The sequence below is a fragment of the Streptomyces tateyamensis genome, assembly GCF_003205575.1.
GTDB lineage: Bacteria > Actinomycetota > Actinomycetes > Streptomycetales > Streptomycetaceae > Kitasatospora > Kitasatospora tateyamensis.
This window is the reverse complement of sequence record NZ_PYBW01000130.1, coordinates 1-21,325: the sequence shown is the minus strand read 5'-3', so window position 1 is coordinate 21,325 and position 21,325 is coordinate 1. Positions and strand designations below refer to the sequence as shown.

Here is a 21,325-nt window from a genome sequence, read left to right as displayed (position 1 = left end):
GAGTCTCGGGAGCCCGCCGGGACTACAGCGTCGGGTCCCAGTACCCAATCTTCTCGCCGTCCGGGTCGCCGAACAGGTGCCACCGGGACAGGTTGCGGTTCCAGTGCTGGCAGGCGGTCTCGGGGAGAAGGAGGCACCCCAGGTCTGCTCCGTCGCTCAGCATGCAGTTCGGATCATAGAGACAGGAGTCGTTGTCCTTTGCACGAGTCACGACCGCGTCCAGGTTCTGCTCGATCACCGTTCGCAGGGCGCCGAGGCTGAACTCGGCTCCGCCGTTGGGATACAGGGCGAAGGCCAGGTCGTGAGGGAAGAGATACTCCGACAGGCTGGTCTCGGTGTACCCGCTGTCGACTGCCAGGGCACGGAGCAACTGGTGCGCCAGCGAGTGCAGGAGCCCGAACAGCTCGTAGACCGGCCTCTCCGGATCTCCCGGAGGCGGCTGTGCGTCCCGATGGAACGCCTCCCCGTCACCTTGGCCCAGCAGCTGAAGCAGCCATCGTCGGACTCCGCCGGCGTCGGCCAGCGCCGACTGCGTGGCCAGCTGGTTCCGGACGAGCCAGCGGTGTACCCGCTCCGGATCCAGCTGGAAGAGCAGGGCCTCGGCCTGGGTGGGGTTCGCGTACAGGAGGGTGCTCACGGGCGCATTTCGGCTGGGCCGGCCGCGGTAGGGAACGAGGTCCGCCTCGTCCGGAGTGAATCCCGTTCGGCTGTACCCGACCGCCACATAGGTGACCGGGAGGTCGCCGATGAGGCAGGTCGTCGCCGGATCGAACCCGGAGTCTTCCAGCACCCCGCGGTAGCGCCTGTAGAGGTGCAGTCGATCCGGATTCCGAGCCTCGCGCTCCAGGCGGGAGAGGTCGACGCGCTCCAGGTTGAGCACCCTCCTGAAGGTGTGGAGCTGGGTTGCTATCTGCCGGACCGCGTCACTCCCGGGATCCAGGCCAAGAGCCTTGCGCACTCGATCCTTCAGCGCACTGACGTCGACGGGCATGAAGCGCGCTCGCAGCGCGCGGGCCTGCTCGTGGAGCCCGTTCTCCTCCATCACCTTGATGCTGGACAGCACCTCGGCCGGAACGTCGACGGCCAGGCCGTCGGTCAGCCGCCGGAACTCGTCTTCCGTGATCTCCTCCAGCCAGCGGCCCAGGACGGCGACCGTGTACGACGGAGCGGCTGCCCTGCGGGCCTCCTCCGCCGACGTCGCGTTCACGAGGGTGAATCCCTGCCCGACGTGGGCGGCTCCGGCGGAGTGCAGCAGCGGTTGCATGTACTTGTCGGGATAACTGCAGGTGGGATTGTTGCAGTTCCACTGGACGGCAAACGGGAAGCCACAGGTCATGCACTCCCAACGGAAGTCCCTGAAGCGGCTGGCACGGTCGTCCAGTTTGAAGGTCGTGTGGTTCTTCGGGCAGCTCCGTGGAGGCTGCATCTGCGCCACTTCGCCGCACCGGTGGGCGAAGACGAACTGCAGCTGCCGATTCCCGCCGCTGTTCCCACAGCCCGGGCATGTAGGTGGCCACTCGTCCACGCCTGGCCGCGGATCCGCAGCCGCCCAGACGAGGCCGCACGTCACCCTGGCACACCGGATCACTCGGGGCCACACCCTGCAGAACACCTTGCCGGGGATGACCACCTCGTACTGCCGACTGCCCAGCCCCCCTTCCTGGGGGAACTCGGGCGCGCGGTCCGCCCCGGGGGAGACCGCGCGCCCCGCCGCCCTCCAGCGGGACACGAAGCGCATCGCCTCGCCCACCAGGTGCTCACGGTCGAGCAGCGGACCCTCGAACTCCTCGTCACGTCCGTACTGCACGACCTGTGCGGTGTAGCCACCCTTGCTGTGGTCGAAGGTCTGACCGGGGCGATGCCGGTACAGAATCTGGTTGCGGTCCCGCCTCATGTCGTCGGACCTCGGGTTGAAGGGCATCAGGACCTCCGGTCGGAGAGGATGTGGAACGGGAGTCCTTCGTTGACGTCACGCAGACTCGTCATGGGCCGGTGCTCGAGACCGAGGTAGTCTCCGGTGGCTCGGTAGGCACGGGATCCTCCAGCGGAGACGCCGGCGCCCGCTCCCGCACTGCCAAGGCTCTCCCGTGCGTGGGCGACCAGCTCCTCCAGATCGGTGCGGAGTTCCGCCGCCTCGGGTCGATCGGCCTGGAACACCGCGTACATCGCCCGAAGGAGTTCGTCGAGCTGAGTGGATGTCAGTCCGCCCTGTCCGGGGTCCCTGAGAGCCTGTTGGACTCTGGCGAGATCGTGCAGGTGCGTTGGGGCGTGTCCCGTCTCCCACCACTCCCGGTTGGCCACCTGCAGAATCTGGCCCATCAGGATCCCTGGCAGAGTCCGGCGCACGGCAAACCTGCTCCAGCGGTTGATGGCCACGGGCTCGACCATGCGGTCCAGGTACTCGTGGAACTTGCCGTGGTACCGGTAGTGCGAGCGATCCCGCTCACGCAGCGGGTTGAAGAGCATGAACACCAAGCCGTGGTAGCTGCGGCCGACTCGGGACGAAGCCTGGATGTACTCCGCCATGGACTTGGGCATCCCGTGGAAGAGCATGAGGTTGAGTCGGTCGATGTCGACGCCGTGGCTCACCATGCTCGTGGCCACGACCGTGTCGACCTTGCCGTCCCGTGACTCGAGGTCGTCCAGGACGTTACGGACGTTGTCCAGGCGGGAGTCGCCGCTGAGCTGGGCGACCTTAAGGCTCTCGAAGCCCTCACGCTTGAGGATCTCGTTGACCTGGGTGTCGAGCGACCGACTGATCTTGGCGAAGTCGGGGAGCGCGGTGGTGTAGGTCAGGCTGGTCCGGTAGAGATCGACGGTTCCGGAGAGCTGCTCCGGCGGCCACTCGGCCAGCTCGGGAGGGAGATTCCTGCGGAGCATCAGCGACTGCAGCGTGCGATGCAGCGAGGTCAGGATGCGGACGAGGGTCATCTCCGCAGTCCCGTTCGTCGGCATGATCCCGACGAACCGGCGCAGCGATCGAGACCTGTCCAGACGCCAGTAGAAGCTCTCGTCGAGGGTCGGACCGGGGAGCGGAACGACGACCGACCGCAGCCCGAAGAGGTGCTCGCACTGCCGGTCTTCGCCGCGGATGGTCGCTGTTGTGGCAACGACCTTCGTCCGCACCCCACGACCGTCCGCGCGTTGGCGGGCCGAGAGGGACCGTTGGACCTCGGCGAGCAGACCCTCGTAGTGCCCTGAGAAGACGCCGAGCTCCTCCTGGACCATGTGCAGCTCGTCGACGATCTCGAGGGACGGTGACGGGTCGTACAGCGGACTCAGGGGCTGCACCGGCGCCTTGGCATGACCGGGAGCCTGACGTTCGTGGCACTTCATCCCACGCCCGTACCCGTGAGTCTTACAGCGACAGTCGACGTCCCCGAGAAGTGACCCGAACCGGTCGGACAGTCCGATGTTCGCGAGCTTGTCCAGCGTGCCCACAACCACGGACGGCAGGAAGCGGTAGATCTCGGTGTCAACGACGACGAGGGGCAGCATCTTTCCGCACGCGGTACAGACGTGCAGCAGCTTGAGGTCCCGCTCATCGGGGGGTGGGATGTCAACGGAGCGCTCACAGCAGTACGGGCACTCGTCGACAAGCCGATACCTACGTCGGGCTTCCTCGTCCGTGCGAAGTCTCGCGAGCAGTCCGGGGTCGCTCGTGAGTGAGTTCGGTGTGTTTCCCGCGCCGGCGTAGAAACCGATCAGGAAGTTGGATCCGGGGCCGCCTCCTACCGCCTGCAGGCGGTTCGCAGCCCGCTCCCGGACCAGGTTGGCCAGCGCGACGGCGTTCATCTGGCGTTGCGTCTGCTGGAGCGTGAGCAGTCTCAGGGGGAAGCGGCACCACGCCGTGACACCGGCCGTCTTACCCCGGGCTCGGTCGTAGAACATGGCCGTGATGACCAGCCCCAGGTACGCCTCTGTCTTGCCACCTCCGGTCGGGTACCAGATGACCGTAGCTGCCGCGGTCGGATCGGCGGAGTCATCGTCACCCCAGAGGCCCTTCTCGAAGGCCGACTCCGGATGCTCGCGCCAAGCCAGGGAACTCAACTGACTCACGATGCTGACGAGCTGGAACAGCCGCCAGCCTCCCGGCCGGCCACTGGCGTTCCGCCGCCTGCGCCTGTCCAGTTCGGCCATGGTCTCGTTGGCGAGCTGGAAGGCCAGCAGGAGGCGAGGGTCGCGCCTGAGCCACGAGATTCCGTCCCTGAAGCGGCGGACCTCGAGTGTGGCTGTCTCACGGTCAGCGGCCTTGCGTGCAGCCAGTTCCGGTTGGTCGGCGAGGTCAGCGCCCTCCCAGACAGGACCGCCGAGATAGCTGTCCATGCTGTCGGCGAGATCGTCCAGGACAGGCAGGGGGGCGCGCATGAGTGACTCGAACGTCCACTGTGGCGAACTGTGGGAGTCAGCCCGGAAGGTGTCGTGTGTGGGGACGGGAACGCTGCGGATTCCCAGAAGACGTGCCCCGTCCGTGGACGCTTCCACCCCGCAGTTGTTGGCGTAGGCGGGAAGCGCACCCGAGTAACGGTAGGCGTCGGCGCCGAGGTCCATCATGATCGGCAGGAGCACGTCGCCGCGGACCTCAAGACCTGCGCGGAAGAGGAAGTGGTCCCTGGACTCGTCGCGTCGCGCCCTGCCGGCGTTGCGCCCACGTCCCTGGACCACGACCGTCGGTTCGATAGCGCAGTTCTGAAGCGTCGCTGTCACGCGCAGGCGCCCCTCGGCGACCGCCCTGACTGAGACGACAACCTGAGCTGCCGGAGACGGGGCCATGGGGGTGCCAGTTGCCACTGAGGCCAACCAGCGCTCGAAGGTAGAGTCGTCCACCATGGCGCTGGGCGGTACGAGGCGCTCCCGGCGGTCGTCACCGAGCCGCCGGTCAATCCTGGGGTCGGCAAGGGCGAGGCGGATCTGCTCGGCGAACGATGCCCTGAACTCCTGCTCCAGAACCCGTCGAACTCGGCGGCCGGTATCCAGGGTGACCTCGACCGGCCCCACCTTCACGTCCCGCCTCCGGAACAGGGGAGTCAGCCGGAACGCTTCTTCCCGCTCGCCTGCCCAGCGAAGCTGTTCGTCGCGTGTGGGGAGAACCGCGTAGTAGAACGAGGCCCTCGCGAAGACCTCGATCGTCGAGCCGACCTCCGCCTCGAACTCGAAGCCGAGGCTGTCCGGAGTTGCCCTGCCGAACCGGACGCCGGCACCGCCGGACTCGTCGCTGCGAGGAGCAAGGCTCTCCATGTAGTAACGGGCGCTGGGAGGTTCACCGAGGCACAGGTCCCCGTCCGCGTCACCGGTACCGTCCGCGACAACGGCGTGCACGAGGTGCTCCACCATGGCCGCCTGCTGGTCGAGCGTGGGTTCATACGCAGTGGTGGACACGTCAGCTCCTCGACGACGGAACGTGGCGGCTGGCCCGACAGGTGTGCCGCCTGCAGGGACACTGAGTGGCCCGCATGGGCGAAATGGGCCATGCTGACCGCACATGCCCCGAGAAATCGATGCCTGACGAACGCATGCCGTTTCCGGAGGAGGACCACTCAACTCCGAGAGCACAGGTGGCAAGGACTGCGGCAGAGTTGCCAGCGGGGGTTGTCAGTGCACGGCCGACAGCAGAAGAAATAGCTGAGCGCTGCTCAGCCTGCAAGACGGGCAGCCCCACCTGGGCGCCGACCCTGGAGGTGGATCGAGAGGAGGGAGGTGACGCAGGCCAGTACGTCAAACCGCCCCTCGGGACGGGTATGTCCACGAAGGCTCCAACGCCCACCCGCCGCAGCCACCAGGGCACGGCGCCTTGGTCGGGTATCTGCAGCTTCTCGGGGCAACAACAGTGTGAACCCTGAGGGTGCCGTTACGCAAAGCCATGTGGACGCAACTAACGGTCAGGCTATGGGATGTGACGTCACGCCAGCGATCAGGAAGTCGCATAGCTGCTGCTCAGCGTACCGATTGGCCACTGGTCGAGATTCGAAAACCCAGGTGGACCCGCGCCGCTGGTCGCGCCTGCGGCCCCGGCTGTGCCGGGGCCGCAGTGATACGCAGCAACTTCCGGCCGGCCGGGGGCAGCGCGCCAGCAGGGCCGCCGGTGGCCCGATCACTGCCGGGCGTTGCCTGCCCGGAGGAGCGGACAACGCGTCACGCGATGCGCACCGTGGCATCGCCGAATCTGTGGCCTCACCCGGCGGCTACCACAGAGGCTCCTGGCCGGAGTCGACAGCCGGAGCTCCTGTGTCGCGAGTTCTACGTGGAGGATGATCGTCCCAGCGCGCCATAATGAGCCTTGCCAATTCGACCGTGTTCCTGACTGACGGTGCATAGATCGTGACGAGCGGGCCCCGTGAACTGGCGTCGCCAAAACCGCATCCGGCATCTCGTACGAACGGAACCAGCCACTCGGCAAGGTCTGGTTCGCATGCGAGGAAGACCACCGGGTGATCGGACCATGCCTGATCAGAACTGTGTCCACGGCAGCTGGCTGCCGTCATGCCGCCGATAGAATTGAGCGCGTAGATCAGACCGGCTACGCCGATTTCCAGACATCCCAGCACAGGCTCAATATCGTCAGCTTCCTCGAGGATCGTCGCGATCTCGCTGTCTGGGGATCGCTGAGAAAATCCCGCCGGAAGATTTTCCGGGTCGCCGTTCTCGAGGGCGGAAGCGATCGCTTCGAACTCGATCGGAGTGTTGGCGCTCTCGGAGACCAGTGAGAGCAGGTGGCGATCCTCCTCGACCATTTGGTCGGCTTCTGCGCGCGAAACATTGCCGATGAGCCACATGTCATGGAAGTAGCCGAACCCGTCCTCGGAGACTTCGTCCTCGGCAGGCAGTCTGAGGACTGCCTTCGCGGGAAGGTAGGGCTTAACTTCCAGATCGACGAACGGGATCATGCGCGGCTCCCAGTGCTCCTGAAAGAACTTGCGTGACACGATACATGCGACTGTGGATGCCTGGGTCTTGTCGAAAGACCGACGGGCGATGCTACTGGCGTTGTTGGCCTACTCTCTGCAGGGGCAGCAGGGCCTTCGATCGCCCCTATGTGGTGCGATGCAAATGCCAGTGGGCCTGCAGCCAGTTACGGTGTCCTTTGAGTATCGGAACGGTCAGCGCGGCTCCCTGGAGCGCTGAGTACAGGGGGTAAGGATGCAGCTGCTCGGAGATGTCCAGAGTCAGGGACTCGGGGTTAACGGTGATGTGCCCCAGGTCGAATAGGCGATGGATATCACGTCGCATCAGCAAGCCGCCGTGCTCGTCATGCTTGCCATTGATCGCATAGCTGTATAGATGAGCAGCGTCGAGGGCTGCGGCTGGCGCTGGGCCGGTGAAGGCGCAGATCTCACCCATGTCGTTCAGCAGCCTCCTCCGGAAAGCTGCCTGGCCCACCCTCACACGTACGATGGCGGGGCGATGTCCACCTGCGATGGCCGCGCGAGCGGCGTCCGCAATGCCTACCGTTGTTGCAGTGTTGGCCCCTGTGATTGCAGCCCGCAGCTTTTCCCATCGGAGCGAACGTAAACTCAACTGCGACTTGGGGGAGTCGCACAGAGCGCGTAACTCTTGGGCAGACAGCACGCCGGTCATATCAACCCAGGACATAGCGTGGCTAGATCGGTAGGTTGTCACCTGCTTATTGCGCTTCGCGGGCTCATCGAACGTCGCACCGCACTTGCGGCATACATAGGCTGGATGTTCTCTCTTGCGTGGGTAGAAGTCGGCCTTGCGGCAGATCGGACAGCTGTAGACGGGCTTCACGGTCTCGCTCACGATGATGTCTTCGATCACGGACACCCCAAGCAAGGTCTTCGCATCCCACAACGCGAGCACGTCCCCTGCTGCCAGGCGGCTATGGTTGGGGACGGTGCTGTCCCAGCTGTAATGTCGCGATGGTTCGTCGTCGTAGCCCTCGTTGCCGCCGTGTTGGCGATCTTCCCCGAGCGCCAGCGCCAGCCACGCACCCAATCCGTCCCCTCCCGCAATCCCGTCGACGCTGAGTCGATCGTGTCCAAAGCCCAGCTACCCAGTCTGGCATGGTAGCTGTTCGAGGTTTCGGGCTATCGGTGATCTACTGCAGATGACCGCAGTTGATAGCTTGCATTCCGTTTCACCGAAGCCACGTCACTGTGGGGTCTTCAACGGTTGTGCCGCACATAGCGGAGGCCGGGCGATCGGGTCAAGTCCAGGGTGAACCCGTCCGTTTCGTCCAGTTTTCCTGCCGAGGTAATGGTGTAACCGTGGCCTGAGTACTTGAACGCTTCCGTCGGAACGATCTCCTCGCTGGTACCGCGACGCCACAGGTGAACGCTGTCCCCTGCTCGGGTCAGCCGCAGGCTCCCGGGGACCTCCTCACAGGTGAACAGCCCGATGTCGCTGTGCACGTGTTGGCCGGCTTGGCGGAGTCGGTCTGACGCAGGGACCTGGCGGGCTGCCGTAGCGCCATGGACGGCGTGGTCCAGGAGGTCCGCGAGCTGCTGGCCGGGCTGCTTGGCGGCCGACCGCAGGGAAACGGCGGCGTGATCAGCCGTCAGCGCGGCGTTGTTGGACAGGCAGATCACCCGCAGGCCGGTCGCGCCGAGGCTGGCGGCTGCTGAGAACCCCTGCTCGTGGCCGTAGTGGAATGCGACGCGGAAATTGGTTCGGGGGTCCGCGTAGAGGCCAGCCCCGTACAAGTACTGATCCTGGGCGGCGGACCGGTAGGGCACCGCCTCCTGGTCGGGAAACTCGAGGCCGGACTGCTGCCAGCGGGCGTGGAGGTGGTCGAGCCACCGGTCGAGGTCGGTCGGGGTGGTCCAGAGGGAGCCGGGGCCGGGGAGGGTGGCGGGTTGGGCGGTGTGCTGCCAGTCGGCGGGGCTGGGGCGGTAGGCGCTGGCGGCGTGGGGGATGAGTTGGCGGGGGTCGGTCTTGAAGTGGGTGGCGGTCATGCCGAGGGGGTCGAAGAGGCGGGTGCGGGCGTGGGTGGCCAGGTCGGTGGCGTGGACGGTTTCGAGGATCTTGGCTAGGAGTAGGTAGTTGGTGTTGCTGTAGAGGAACTGGCCGGTGGGGACGGCTCTTTGCTTCTGGCGGTAGGCGAGATTGATGAGGTCGTCAGCGGTGTAGTGATCCAGGTCGCGGAAGCCGGCGAGGGAGAGCAGGCTCTCGGCGTCGCGGAGGCCGGAGTGGTGGGTGATGAGGTCGCGGATGGTGACGTCGTGGACCTGAAGCCGGGGCAGTAGGGTGTGCGCGGGCTGGTCGAGGGTGAGGTGGCCGTCGGCGGCGGCGAGCAGGGCGAGGTGGGCGGTGATCTGCTTGGCGACGGAGCCGACGTTGAAGGCGGTGTCGGGGCTGATCGGGACGACGTGTTCGAGGTTGGCCAGGCCGGTGTGCAGCTTGATGGCGTCCTCTCCGGGGCGGCGGAGGAGGATGGAGAGGCCCGGTTCGCTGGGCTGCCGGATGCTCACAGGGCGAGGGCCTGCTGGTGGACGGCGTGCAGGCGGGCGCGCAGACCGTCGTTGGTGATCAGCTGTAAGGCGCGGGCGTGGTCGTCGGTGGTGCCCGCCAGCAGGGTGCGCTGCTGGTCGAGGTAGGCGGTCAAGCAGCGGTGGAGATCGCCGCTGGTGCGGTCGAGGACGCGGGCGGTGTAGATCATCGTGAGCGGGAAGGCCCAGCAGGCGTGGAGGAAGCCGAAGGCGGGCCGGTCGGTCTGCTTCCACGGCGAGTAGAAGTGCGCGTCGTCGCTGATCTTGCAGGAGGTGGCGGCGAGGGCGTCGTTGAGCCAGTTGTGTCCGGCCTCGTGGATCAGGTCGCGGGCGAGGACGACGGGGTCGCCGACGTGGTCGAGGAAGACGGTGCCGGGCAGGCGGGTGATGGTCCAGCTGTCGAGGGTGTCGCCAAGCTGCTTGGTGCGGAGCAGGCACAGGACGACGGCGTGGGCGGCGAGGAGGTCGGCGAAGCCGTTGCCGGTGGCCGTGGCGTAGGCGGACGCGGCGAGGCTGCGCAGGTTGAGCGGCGCCTGGGTGGTCTCGGGCCGGAGCACGTAGTACGGGGTCTCGGAGATCGGGGATCGCGGCAGGTCGGTGAGGGCGGGGCTGAGCACGATGCGCGGGCCGACGGCGGTGGGGGTGAGCTTGTCGGCGCTGGCCGCGTCGGGGTTGGCGGTGTACCAGTCGAACAGCTCGGCGTCGTGGGAGCGGGCGGCGGTCTCGGCGCCTTCGAGGACGTGGTGGGCCAGGGCGTAGTCGAAGGCGGCGTCGCCGGCCAGCTGCGGCGGTGCGGTGGGGTGGGTGACGTTGTAGATCTTCGCGATGCGGCTGCGGTGCAGGCGGTAGATGGGTGGGAAGGCGAAGTCGACGGGGGCGTCCACGGGGGGTCCTCCTGGGCATGGTGAGCTGGGGGCCCTGGGGCCGGACCGGGTGGCCCGGCCCCAGGGGTTGGTCAGTGCCGGTGCTCGACGCTCCGGCGGTGGCTGGTGATCAGGCGACGTCGCCGTCGGTGGTCGGCCAGCCTTCGGCCGAGACGCTGGAGGTGTGGGCGGTGGTGCGGACGGTGTCGTCCTCGCCGCGCAGGTCCTCGACGGCGGCGAGGAAGTCGCCGATGCGGTCGGTGGTCTCCATGTGGATCTCTCCTTCTTGGGTTGATGGTTGGAGCTGAGCGTGTTCCTGCTAGCGCTCGGCTCCAGGGCGGTGGTCTCGCCCTGTCCATGGGCGGTTCTCCTCTGACGTTGGATCAGGTGAGCTGGCTGGCGTGCCGGAGGGAGTCGCGGAGTTCGGCCATGGCCGGTCGGTCGGCCGGGGCGTGGGCGAGCGCGGCGGTGATCACCTCTCCGATGCCGCCAGGAGTGGTGAGCGTTTCGGTGGAGGGGTTGAGCCGCGGAATGTCCGTGTAGAGGTGGCGGTAGGCGAGGACGGCGAGGCTGAACACGTCGGCGGCCGGGGTGACGTGCGCGTAGTCGGTGGCGTACTCGGGCGGCCAGTGAACCTCGGGTCCGCGTCCGGCGGGTCCGCGCGGGATGTCGGTGCGGCGGGCCGCGCCGAGGTCGGTGATCAGGCCCCGGCCCTCGTGGATGAGGACGTTCTCCTGGTAGACGTCCCGGTGGACGATCCCCTGCTGGTGGAGGTGGTGCGAGCCGTCGGCGACGTCGGCGAGGATGCCCAGTCCCTCGGTGAGCGGCGCGGCCCCCATGAGGGCGCGGAAGTTGCCGCCTTGGCAGTAGGGCATGGTGTACCAGTCGAAGCGCTCGCAGCTTCCGATTTCCAGCAGCGGGACGACGTGTTCGCTGCTGCCGGCAGCCTGGGTGAGTTCGGCCTCGTGGCGGAAGTCCTCGCGGGCCAGGGCCCGTTCGGCTTCGGTCATCTGGGTGTACCAGTAGAAGCCGTAGGCGGCGGGCCTGGTGGCGTCGTCGAGTTCGGCGACCACGTGGTTGCTGCCGAAGCCGGCCTTCAGGACGACCGGTGCTTGACCGGGGCGGCTGGCCTTGATGAGCGTGCTGGCCCTGGTGAAGACGAGGAGCTCATGGACGTGCCAGCCCGCCTCTCGGACCTGGTCAAGGACCCAGGCTGCGGGGTGGAGGGGGTTCAGGTTCATCGGCGACTTCCTGGGGTCGGTGCTGCGCTGTACTGGTGACGCGCAGCTGGTCGAGGCAGAGGGCGGCCAGGTGGTCGAGGTCGGCTGTGGTGGTGCCGGGGTGTCGCAGGACAGGTAGACCGGTCGTGGCGGTCCAGGCGTCGGCGGCCTGCTCGTACAGGTCGGCGAGCTGGTGGGCCGTGTCCGGCTCCTCGGCGAATCGCCGGGCGGTGGCCCTGGTGGCGATCCGGGTGTTGCAGGTCGTGGGTGGGGTGGTCAGCAGGACGGTCAGCCGGGGCCAGGCTTCGGTCTGCTCGGCGAGGCGTTCGACGAAGGCGTGGACGGGCCACGGGTGGAGCAGTGCGAGCAGGGTTGCGGTGGAGAGGGTGAGCCGGTCGGCGATCACGGGCCCAGCGGTGGTGGCCGGGGTGAGGATGAAGCGGGCGTGGAGGGCGAGGTCCCAGCAGGCGGCTTCTGATGCCTCGTCGGGGCTGGCGGCCGGGTGGCCGGCCCGCAGACGGGTGAGGGTCTGGGTGGCGGTGGGCGAGAGCCAGGAGAACTGGCCCGTGTGGCTGACGTCGATGCCGTGGGTGCGGGTGTCGGCGAGGAGGCGGTCGCGAAGGGTGCTCTTTCCGGCACCCGCGATTCCTTCGAGGGCCAGGAGCACCGCGTTCACCCCCGCTGGGCGGTGGCGGGCTCGGCGATGAGCCAGCTGATGAATTTGGCGGCCCGGCCGTTGGTCACGGGGAGTGTGCCGTGGGTGAGCTGGGATCCGTACAGCAGGGCGGTGCCGGGGGCCGGGTCGACGTGCCAGCGGGTGCGGGGCATCCGGGTGAACCAGGTGGCGGAGTTGTCGGCGCCGTCGTGGGCGAGCCACATGCCGTCGGCGTAGCCGTGGTCGGTGGCCTCGCCCAGTTGGGTGTTCCAGAGCTGGTCGCTGGAGGCGGTCTCGACGTAGAAGGCGCCTCCGGTCTCGGCGGGGGTGATGACGACGCTGATGCCGGCGATCTGGCGGGGCCAGGCGAGCGGGTCGGGGGCGATGCCGTCGAGGTGGCTGGTGATGTGCTGGCCAGGTCCGTACTCGACGTACGTCCAGGGGCGGCAGGTGGTGATGGAGGGCATGACGCGGGCGAGGGCCGGGCGAGCGCGGTCGAAGGCGTGCTGGAGCAGTTCCTCTGCCTCGGCGGGGATCTTGGGGATCTCGGTCCGGCCGGCGGGCTCGTAGACGGCCATCGCCTGCTCGGCGGTGTGGCCGGGGATCTCGTGGATGGAGGCCCGGCGCTCGCTGCCGAAGCGGGCGCGGTCGCCGGTGGCCAGGAAGTCGTTCATCAGGGTGGCCAGGTGCTGCTGTTCGGTGGGGTCGATGAAGTTCTCGACGCTGCCGAAGCCGACGGTCTCGGCGATGTGGATCAACGGTTGTTCCTCCTCGTCTCGAGTACGCGGTGGATGTCGTCCAGGGCGGTGCAGTGGTTGAGCCAACTGACGACGGGGCGGCTGGCGGTGGAGAGCGGGTCCTGCCACAGGGTGAGCAGTTCGCCGGTCAGCGGCAGTTCGTCCGGGGTGGGCAGGAGGGGGCTGCCGGCGCCGTTGAGCGATGCCAGGGCGGGGCAGGCGGAGGCGTGTTGGGTGGCGAAGGCGTGGGCGAGACGGGCGGCGCCTGCGGTTCGGCAGACCACTCTGGTGGCTGTGTCCGGTCGGGGGCGGTGGTAGGCGTGGTGTTCGGTGACGAGCCAGGCGTCTGTGATGGCGGCGCCGGCGGTGGCGACCCGGCAGGTCGCGCAGCAGCTGCCGTCGCGGTCGGGGCAGGGGTTGTGGTGCCCGGGCAGGGTGGTGGCGATCTCGTCGAGGGCGTTCCAGGCAGTGGTCGCGAGCAGGCCGTAGGCGGTGCGCTGGCGGATGTCGGCACGGTGGTTGCAGCAGGCTTCTGCTGGAGCGAGCACTGGCTCTTCTTGGCAGCCAGGGACGATGAAGATCGTGTGGAAGTAGACGATGCGCCCGAGGAGCTGGTGCAGCGTCACATCCGCGAGAGCGGCGTTCACCCGCTCACCTGGATCGGCCTGGGGCAGGCGCAGGTCGGGTCGGAGCTCGGATGTTCGGCGCTCAGGGCCTCATTGAGGACGGCGGTGGCGGCGTCGAGCTGGGCGAAGTAGTCGTCCCAGGTGTGGCCGTCGGCCTTCTGCAGGGCGAGGTCGAGGACCGGTGTGCGGGTGCCAGTGGTCTCGCAGGTCAGCTCCGCGCGGCCGAGGGTGACCGTGACCGATTGGCGCAGGTCGGGTGCAGCGGCGGCGCGGCACAAGGCCGCGGCGGCCCGGGCGTGCTCGTCCTGGTCGCGGGTGAGGATGCCGACCTTGCGGTGGGCCGGTTCCAGGTAGAGGCCGGTGTAGGTGTGGCCCTCGCAGCTGTCGTAGGTGACGAGGCCCCAGCGGTGGGTGAGGGTATGGACGAGTGGCCAGACGCCCGGTTCGATGGCGTCGCGCCACTGGTGGTGGGTGGGGTCGAGGTCGTCGGCTTCGTGGATGCCGGGCTGTCCGACGGTGTTGATGTTGCCGTGATCGCTGGTGTGCAGCCTGACGGTGGCACGCGGGGCGGTCGGGTCGTCCCAGTGGGTGAGGAATCCGGCCACGTCGCGCATGCTGTTGGGAGTGCGGGGGCGCCAGCGCAGGGAGCGGCACCAGGAGCCGTCGGGGTGCCCCGGCTGGGCGAGCAGAGCCGCGATGCCGTCGATCATGCGCATCCGGTAGTCGCAGTACGCGTCCTGGTCGTCGGCGAGATCCATGCGCCAGCGGGTGGCGATGCAGCCGCCACCGCAGGTGCTGCGGTAGTCGCAGGTGGTGCAACGGTTCATCAGGGCCTTGCCCTGGTTCAGGAGGTTGGAGCGGTGCTGGGCTTCGGTGATCTCGCGCTGCCCGGTCACGGTCTGCAGGGTGGTCAGCCGTGCCTGCGGCCAGGGCAGTTCGTCGCAGCTGCCGAGGCGGCCGTCTGGGTAGAGAGTGAAGACGTGGTCGCACTTGAGGTCGGAGAAGTGGCAGAAGCCGCTGTCCAGGCCGCGCAGGCGCCGGATGGTGGAGACGGCTGGCTCCAGCTTGAGGCGGGCGAAGTGGCCGGCAGAGATCCAGTGGGCGGTGGCGGCGAGGACGAATTCGGCGTACTCGTCGGGGTGGATCGCCCAGGCCGGTGAGTTGCTGGCGCTCAGGGCGTCCTGCTGGAGCAGGCGGCTGGCCGGGGTGCGGCGGCTCCTCGTCGCGGTGGCCCTGCGGATGGTGCCGTCGAAGCAGGGGACGAAGCTGACGGCGTTGACCGAGCCGAAGCCGGCCAGGTGGTCGAGAACCTCCTCGGCCCGGCCGATCACCGCCGGAGTCACGGCGGCGATGACGCCGACGCTGCGGCCCCGCTCGGCGAGCAGGTTCAGGGCCCGGGCCACCCGGGGGTAGATGGGCTTGCCGTTGTAGTCGACGCGCCAGGCGTTGCCCCGGGCGTCGCCGTCCAGGGAGATCCCGATCTGCAGTCCCGGGTATCGGGCGTCGAAGAGGTCCAGCCACTCCTCGTCGAGCCTGACGCCGTTGGTCTGCAGGCTCACGCGGACCACCTGCGGCATGTCCGCGAGCTGCCCGAGGATCTCGGCGAGGTGCTCCTTTCCGGCGGTCAGCGGCTCACCGCCGTGGAGCTCGACGGCGAGGGAACGGCCCCGGAAGAGCACGGCCAGCTGCCCGATCTGGGCGGCGCCGACCCGCGCTCCTCCGGGAGCCTCCTTGCGCTTCTCATAGCAGTAGAGGCAGTCGACGTCGCACTCCTCGCCGCGCACCTTGACGATCACCGACACCGCGGTGCTGGTGTCGTCGGCGTCCAGGCTCCGGTAGAGCTGGTCAATCCCCGTGTGGTGCTGTTCGGTGGTGCGGTGCATCGACGGCCTCCTCAACTGCCGTGAGCGGATGGGATCAGTCGTACAAGCGGCCCAGTAGGGCGCCCTGTCCGGACTGGAGGATGTGGGCGGCCTCCAGCGGGATCCAGAAGCACTCGAAGTGGGTGGGCTCCTGCTCGCCGTCGTGGTCCTCCTGGCTCGTCCACCGCTCGGGCGTGGGCTCGGTGAGTTCCAGGTGGAAGACATGCCGGCGCTGGATCTCGAACCGGTACGGGCTGATGTCGTACTCGGCCTCGCCGAGCTTACGGATGATCTTGAAGTCGGTCAGCCCAGTCTCCTCGCGGGCCTCGCGCAGGGCGGCGGCCTCCGGGGTCTCCCTGGGCCGGATGCTGCCCGCCGGGACCTGGATGCCGACCTCCTCGTAGCTGTAGTCGGTGTGTCGGAAGACCAGGAGCCGGTCGTCGCGCACGACGTAGACGAGCACCTTGTCCTTGGTGACCTTCTCGGGCATGGATGCGCCCCTCGCTTGGCGATGGTGGTTGAGCCGAACGACTCGGAATGTCCGGCTTGCGGCTCCGGGCGGAACAGCGCCGCTTCGGAGCCGCGGGGGATCAGTGAGTCTATGGGTCTGAGTCACCATCAACTTTCGTCAACTGAAGCACCAACGGTTCTCGATCGGAGGAACCTCGACACTCAGGACCGGTGTCGTTGCCCAAGGCGCTGAGCAGGAGGAAGGACACCCGCTTGCCCAGCGGCAGGCTCACCACTGAAAGCTCGTCGACCAGGCTGCTCAGCAGGAGCAACCCCCTACCGCCCTCCGCGTCCTCGTCGGGCTGTTTGACCTCCGGAAGCGTGTCATCGAAGTCCGTCACGGAGACCAGCACGCCTCCGTCGGTCTCCTCCATTTCCAACTCGCAGCCGCCAGCGGTGTGCTTGTAGACGTTGGTCAGTAGCTCGGTCACGCCGAGCGCCACGACGTCCGACAACTCGGCCAAGCCCAAGAGGCGAAGGTGCGAGCAGACGATCTGACGGACCAATGCCATCACCTCGGGGTGGATCCCCGGCAGCGCGACCCGGTAGCGCCAGCTCAACCTCGCTTCCGCGATGGGCATTTGTTCCTCCTCGACCGTTGTTCTTCGGACGCCGCCCCGTTCAGGCCGGATGACTTCGAGTCGGATCTCGAAACTCACCCGCCACCCGCTGGTCGCGGTGTGTACTGGGTGCGCGACGTTGTGGAACCATTCAGCGCCCAGGCGATGCTCCGGGACTAGACCCGGATGCAGACGGCCCACGTTGTCCACATCGGCTGGCAGAGAGGGGTGAGATGCCGCAGCGACCAAGGGACTTGAAGCCCTCCCGCTCGGCACGAGACTGGCTGGGCGCCGAGATCCGTTACTGGCGAACGCTGCGCAGGCTCTCGCAAGACGCGCTCGGTGCGATGGTGCACGTCAGCGGTGATCTGATCGCCAAGATCGAGAAGGCGCAACGGCCGTGCCCACCGGAGCTTGCCGCTGCCCTTGACGCCGCCCTCGACACAGGCGGCGTGCTTTCGCGCTTCCTGGAGCTCCTCGACGGCGATGCGGACAAGCGGCGGCCTGAAGCGGACAGTTCTCGGTCCAAGAAGTCGGCTTCGTCGCGACACAGGCCGGCTGCAGCGCCCACACCGGACGAGGAGAGCGGATCTCCCGTTCCGGGGCAGAGAACCGACCCTGCCACTATCGGTTCGGCGATGACGCTGATGAATGGCGAAGTGCGGGTTGCCTGTCGGGCTCCCGACGGGAGAATCATCTTCGTGACCCTGCCGCGTCGAGCACTCCTCCGAGGTGCCGCTGCCGTCGCCGGCACCGGCGCGTTCCCGCTCGCTCCTGCGTCCGCCGCAGCCGCGCCGACAGCGCCTGACCCGGCCGACCTGCTCGCGTCGGACGTGCACCCCGTGGAGAACTTCCAGGTGCTGCGGCGGTCGCTTGTCGAGTGCGACAACTACCTCGGACCGCGCGAGGTGGTCACCAGCGTGCAGGATCACATCCGACAGATCCAGCGGCTGCGCGAGGTGACCTCCGGCCGGGACCGGCAGGATCTGATGCAGGTTCAGGCCGAGTACGCCGAGTTCTGCAGCTGGCTGTTGCAGGACAGCGGCGACTTCCGCGCGGCCCAGTACTGGGCCGACCGCGCCATCGAATGGTCGACCGTGGCCGGTGACCACGGCCTCACCGTCTACACCATGGCCCGGAAGTCCCAACTCGCGGGCGACATGCGGGATCCCCTTGACACCGTCGACCTAGCGGAGGCCGCCCAGCGGATAGCGCCCCCGCGAAGCCGCCTGCTCGCCATGGGCACCGTCTACGGGGCACACGGCCACGCCCTGCGAGGCGACGAACGCGCCAGCCAGAACGCCTACGATCAGGCGCTGGAGGTCGTTACCTTGCCGAACGACGACGAGACGCTCCGCGGCCGGTGGCTCGACGCCGCCTACGTCGAAGCTCAGCGTGCCCGTTCCCTGTCCGCGCTCGGCAACCACCAGGAGGCCGTCGCTGGCTTCGAACGCGCGATCCGCGGTCTCCCGGCCTCGTACCGGCGAGACCGTGGCGTCTACCTGGCCCGAGCCGCCGTCGCCCAACTCCATGCCCTCGGCCCGGAGGCAGCCGCCAGCACCGGTTCGGCCGCGCTGACCATCGCCACGGCGACCGGCTCGGCCCGCATCTTCACCGAGCTCGCGGGCCTCGACGCGCAGTTGCATCGGTGGAGCACCGTGACTGAGGTAGCGGAGTTCCGGGAAGCGCTCGACAACGTCATGCTGCATGAAGTGTGATCAGTTCAGGCAGACGTCCCACCGCACCAGCCGAAAGAAGGAAGCTCTCCATGGCCGAGCGCCCGTACGTCCTCCTGAGTGTCGCCACCTCCATCGATGGCTACATTGACGACACGTCAGCCGACCGGCTCCTGCTTTCGAATGCGGAGGACTTCGACCGGGTTGACCAAGTCCGCGCGGAGTCGGACGCCATCCTCATCGGCGGCAACACCCTTCGCAGTGACAACCCCCGGCTGCTCGTGAACAGCGAGCAGCGCCGAGCCGACCGTGTGGCAGCTGGCAAGCCGGCCTACCCGCTCAAGGTGACCATCACCGCCAGCGGCGACCTGAGCTGCGACCTCAAGTTCTGGCACTTCGGCGATCAGAAGGTCGTCTACACGACCGACTCCGCCGCCGCCAAGCTGCGCGAGGAGCTCGACGGCCTGGCCGACGTCGTCAGCACCGGCGCGACGGTCGACTTCGGCGCCCTGCTCGACGACCTCGGCAACCGCGGGGTCGCGCGCCTCATGGTCGAGGGCGGCGGACAGATCCACACCCAGTTCCTGTCCCAGAACCTCGCCGACGAGGTGCACCTCGCCGTCGCCCCGCTGCTGGTCGGCCAGGCCGAGGCTCCCAGGTTCGTACACCCGGCCGAGTACCCCGGTGGTTCCACCAGCCGCATGAAGCTCCTCGACGCCACGACTGTCGGCGACGTCGTCCTCCTGCGGTACGCGCCCAAGCAGCGCACAGCCTGATCGTTGGAGCGCCTGAGACGGGAGTTGCTGGCCGGAAGTACCCCGCCTCGGGCCGACGTGCCACGCGGCTGGCAGCCCAGCCCAGGTGTGGGCCGCACAGCTGCTGTGCCAGAGTGAGCGTCGCCAGACAGGTCGCCAGGTTCACACTGCCGAGGCAGCGCTCCGCCGCCACAAAGTGACCGACTGTCAAGTTCCTGGCAGGCGGCTGGTGACACGGTGGGGCCGGCTCCGGTGCTACGTTCGGGGTGCCCACGGCCGTCGGCGCACCGCGAAGGAAACGATGAGCGACTCCTCGAACGTCCCGCGCACCTTCCCGATCTCGGTCAAAGGCGTGGTGCTCGACTCGCAGGACAGAGTGCTGCTGCTCAAGAACGAGCGGGAGGAGTGGGAACTACCTGGCGGCAAACTCGAGCTCGGCGAAGAGCCGGCGGACTGTGTCGCCCGCGAGGTCCAGGAGGAGAGTGGCTGGGACGTCGCTGTGGGGCCGCTGCTGGATGTCTGGATGTACCAGCCGATTCCCGACCGGCACGTCTTTATCGTCACTTACGGGTGCCGGCGTCTCGGGCCGGAGCAAGCTCCGGTGCTGAGCAACGAGCACAAGGAGATCGGCCTTTTCGCCAGGGGCCAGGTCGTCGACCTTGTCATGCCGCAGGGCTACAAAGACTCCATCACCCGCTGGTACGACCAACTGGGAGTCGACTGATCCGCGGCGTACCGGCCCATGCGCACTACGGCCCCCTTGCACAGGGCGGCCCAGCAAGCCCGGGCGCTGTTCGATAAGAGAGCAGTTTCGGCTCACCTGCGCAGCGGCGAACTCGAGTCGGGCTACGCGGCCGTCGAGAACGTGCCGGAGCTGGTAGTCGGCGATCAGTCATCCCGTCTGCACGACCACCTCGGTCGTACCCTGGACGGCCTGCGTACCTTTGACGCCGGGCTGCGCACCCGAGAGCTGATCGAGCGCTCGGCGCTGGTGGTGTCCGAGGGGAGTTGAGGATGTCCGCCAGGTCGCTCGTGCTGTGGGACATCGACCGGACGCTGGTCTACGTTGGCGAGATCGACCGCCGTGTCTACCGTGACGCGTTTGCCCAGGTCGTCGGCCGTCCCGCCGAGCGGTTGCCCGCGCGGGGGACCGGCGTCACGATGCCGCTGGCCGTCCGCCAGTTCCTGCGTGAGAACGGTGTGCCCGAGCTGGAGGTGGACACGTTGGCGGAGCAGGTGGTCAAGCGGCTCCCCACTCTGCTCACGGAGCGAGTGGCGGAGATGCGTGACGAGGGCCAGGTCATGCCGGGCGCGGTTGGAGCCCTGCAAGCAGTTCGGCGGGCCGCTGGCCTGGTGCCGACAGTCGTTACCGGGAACCTTCGACCCAATGCGGAGATCAAGGTCAGAACCTTCGGGTTGGACGCGTACTTGGAGACCTCGATCGGCGCCTTCGCCTCGGACGACTCTCACCGACCTGCACTCGTAGCGGTAGCTCAGCGACGGGCCGCGCAGAAGTACCGGACGGAGTTCACCGTAGCCAACACCGTGATCATCGGTGACTCGCTGGAGGACGTTCGAACGGGCCACGACGGCGGAGCAAGAGTGATTGCGGTTGCGTCCGGAACGACCACCGCGGAAGAACTCGCAGCCGCCGAAGCTGATGTGGTCCTCAGTGATCTGCAGGATGTTGATCTCCTTCTCGGTTCCATTGCAGGGTTGGTGAGCTGACGTTCGGCTGGCGCGCCGCGGTCACGCTCGCCGTCACGGTTTACGGCTGGAAATGCGCACCGGCGGTTTCTGCTGGTGGTTGGACCTGGTGAAATCGCCTGGTTGGGGCCGTTAGTTCAGCTCGCCCGTCCTCCATTCCTGTGAACGCTCGCGCTGAAATGGGTTGCGCTGCCGAGTTCGGTCATAGAACCGGGTGTCGAAGTGACCGACGAGGTCGCAGCAGGGTGGACCGGAGCAGGAGAAGCTGATGAAGACTGTCGAGATTGCTTGGCGATGGGTCGGCCACGCACTGGCGGTGGTGGCAGTTATGGCTGTTGTGACGGCGTGTGGGCTGGCGCCGCGGGGCGTCGTGAGCCCCAGTTGGTCGAGGCCACCTGCGAGTTCTGAGGGCTCGACCTGTGTGCCGACGCCCATTCAGGTGCCATGGCCGTTCGCGGCATCGGCGACGGGAAGGTGACGAAGGCGGAGCTCATGGCGCCGCCTCTGGTTGCCACTGAGTCGCTTTTCAGACTTACCACTCCTGGGTGTGAAAGATCTCGATTCGCGCATCTTCTTCTGTCTGAATGGCGTCTACATCGGTGCCGGGGGTGGCGCTTGATTCTCTGTGGCCAAAGTGATGAGCGAGGAGCGAGGAATCGGTGGAATCGAATCGGCTGACTGGCCGTCGGCCTCGTTGTTTCACGGCGA

19 protein-coding genes are annotated in these 21,325 nt (G+C 67.6%); 5 read left to right on the top strand and 14 right to left on the bottom strand.

Going from position 1 to position 21,325, the window contains the following annotated elements:
* Positions 1–22 precede the first annotated feature (22 nt).
* The 14 genes from C7C46_RS28215 to C7C46_RS28160 all read right to left on the bottom strand — a co-directional run bounded on the left by C7C46_RS28215 (position 23) and on the right by C7C46_RS28160 (position 16,578).
* Entirely contained in the window at positions 23–1,921 is a 1,899-nt protein-coding gene (locus C7C46_RS28215) for a hypothetical protein (RefSeq protein WP_110672759.1), read from the bottom strand.
* Entirely contained in the window at positions 1,921–5,379 is a 3,459-nt protein-coding gene (locus C7C46_RS28210; RefSeq protein ID WP_181442580.1) for a helicase-related protein, read from the bottom strand. The genes C7C46_RS28215 and C7C46_RS28210 overlap by 1 nt, the downstream gene beginning before the upstream one ends.
* 803 nt (positions 5,380–6,182) lie before the next feature.
* Complete coding sequence (locus C7C46_RS28205; RefSeq protein ID WP_146259237.1) at positions 6,183–6,923, bottom strand: SH2 domain-containing protein; 741 nt, start codon at positions 6,921–6,923, stop codon at positions 6,183–6,185.
* Positions 6,924–7,029: 106 nt separating this feature from the next.
* Positions 7,030–7,953 carry an HNH endonuclease signature motif containing protein gene (locus C7C46_RS28200; RefSeq protein WP_245985075.1) on the bottom strand — a complete coding sequence of 308 codons (924 nt, stop codon included), beginning with the start codon at positions 7,951–7,953 and terminating at the stop codon, positions 7,030–7,032.
* 170 nt (positions 7,954–8,123) lie between these two features.
* The gene (locus C7C46_RS28195) at positions 8,124–9,428 is read right to left on the bottom strand and encodes a serine hydrolase domain-containing protein (protein ID WP_181442579.1); all 1,305 of its coding nucleotides are present in this window, start codon (positions 9,426–9,428) and stop codon (positions 8,124–8,126) included.
* Positions 9,425–10,330, bottom strand: a complete 906-nt coding sequence (locus tag C7C46_RS35390; RefSeq protein WP_181442578.1) for an aKG-HExxH-type peptide beta-hydroxylase — start codon at positions 10,328–10,330, stop codon at positions 9,425–9,427. The genes C7C46_RS28195 and C7C46_RS35390 overlap by 4 nt, the downstream gene beginning before the upstream one ends.
* Positions 10,331–10,439: 109 nt before the next feature.
* On the bottom strand, positions 10,440–10,580 hold the full coding sequence (locus tag C7C46_RS35385) for a hypothetical protein (RefSeq protein ID WP_181442577.1): 141 nt from the start codon (positions 10,578–10,580) through the stop codon (positions 10,440–10,442).
* Between the two features lie 112 nt (positions 10,581–10,692).
* Positions 10,693–11,550 carry a protein kinase domain-containing protein gene (locus C7C46_RS28190; RefSeq protein ID WP_110672755.1) on the bottom strand — a complete coding sequence of 286 codons (858 nt, stop codon included), beginning with the start codon at positions 11,548–11,550 and terminating at the stop codon, positions 10,693–10,695.
* Positions 11,510–12,205 carry a nucleoside/nucleotide kinase family protein gene (locus C7C46_RS28185; RefSeq protein WP_181442576.1) on the bottom strand — a complete coding sequence of 232 codons (696 nt, stop codon included), beginning with the start codon at positions 12,203–12,205 and terminating at the stop codon, positions 11,510–11,512. Before C7C46_RS28185 ends, C7C46_RS28190 begins: the two co-directional genes overlap by 41 nt.
* Positions 12,202–12,942 carry a hypothetical protein gene (locus C7C46_RS28180; RefSeq protein WP_110672753.1) on the bottom strand — a complete coding sequence of 247 codons (741 nt, stop codon included), beginning with the start codon at positions 12,940–12,942 and terminating at the stop codon, positions 12,202–12,204. The genes C7C46_RS28185 and C7C46_RS28180 overlap by 4 nt, the downstream gene beginning before the upstream one ends.
* Positions 12,939–13,568: a hypothetical protein gene (locus tag C7C46_RS28175; protein ID WP_110672752.1), complete on the bottom strand. Its 630-nt coding sequence runs from the start codon at positions 13,566–13,568 to the stop codon at positions 12,939–12,941. Before C7C46_RS28175 ends, C7C46_RS28180 begins: the two co-directional genes overlap by 4 nt.
* The gene (locus tag C7C46_RS28170) at positions 13,565–15,430 is read right to left on the bottom strand and encodes a radical SAM/SPASM domain-containing protein (RefSeq protein WP_110672751.1); all 1,866 of its coding nucleotides are present in this window, start codon (positions 15,428–15,430) and stop codon (positions 13,565–13,567) included. Before C7C46_RS28170 ends, C7C46_RS28175 begins: the two co-directional genes overlap by 4 nt.
* A gap of 34 nt (positions 15,431–15,464) precedes the next feature.
* On the bottom strand, positions 15,465–15,899 hold the full coding sequence (locus C7C46_RS28165; protein ID WP_110672750.1) for an NUDIX hydrolase: 435 nt from the start codon (positions 15,897–15,899) through the stop codon (positions 15,465–15,467).
* Between the two features lie 109 nt (positions 15,900–16,008).
* The gene (locus C7C46_RS28160; RefSeq protein WP_146259235.1) at positions 16,009–16,578 is read right to left on the bottom strand and encodes an ATP-binding protein; all 570 of its coding nucleotides are present in this window, start codon (positions 16,576–16,578) and stop codon (positions 16,009–16,011) included.
* Between the two features lie 155 nt (positions 16,579–16,733).
* Here C7C46_RS28160 and C7C46_RS28155 point away from each other — a divergent pair, with 155 nt between their 5' ends.
* From C7C46_RS28155 to C7C46_RS28135, 5 genes are all read left to right on the top strand, one after another.
* The gene (locus tag C7C46_RS28155) at positions 16,734–18,197 is read left to right on the top strand and encodes a helix-turn-helix domain-containing protein (RefSeq protein ID WP_181442575.1); all 1,464 of its coding nucleotides are present in this window, start codon (positions 16,734–16,736) and stop codon (positions 18,195–18,197) included.
* A 50-nt stretch (positions 18,198–18,247) separates the two neighbouring features.
* A complete protein-coding gene (locus tag C7C46_RS28150; protein ID WP_110672747.1) occupies positions 18,248–18,931 on the top strand; it encodes a RibD family protein in 684 nt (227 codons plus the stop codon).
* 280 nt (positions 18,932–19,211) lie between these two features.
* Entirely contained in the window at positions 19,212–19,634 is a 423-nt protein-coding gene (locus tag C7C46_RS28145) for an NUDIX hydrolase (RefSeq protein WP_110672746.1), read from the top strand.
* Positions 19,635–19,652: 18 nt separating this feature from the next.
* Positions 19,653–19,922: a hypothetical protein gene (locus C7C46_RS28140; RefSeq protein ID WP_110672745.1), complete on the top strand. Its 270-nt coding sequence runs from the start codon at positions 19,653–19,655 to the stop codon at positions 19,920–19,922.
* Positions 19,923–19,924: 2 nt separating this feature from the next.
* Complete coding sequence (locus C7C46_RS28135) at positions 19,925–20,638, top strand: HAD family hydrolase (RefSeq protein ID WP_110672744.1); 714 nt, start codon at positions 19,925–19,927, stop codon at positions 20,636–20,638.
* Positions 20,639–21,325: the final 687 nt, after the last annotated feature.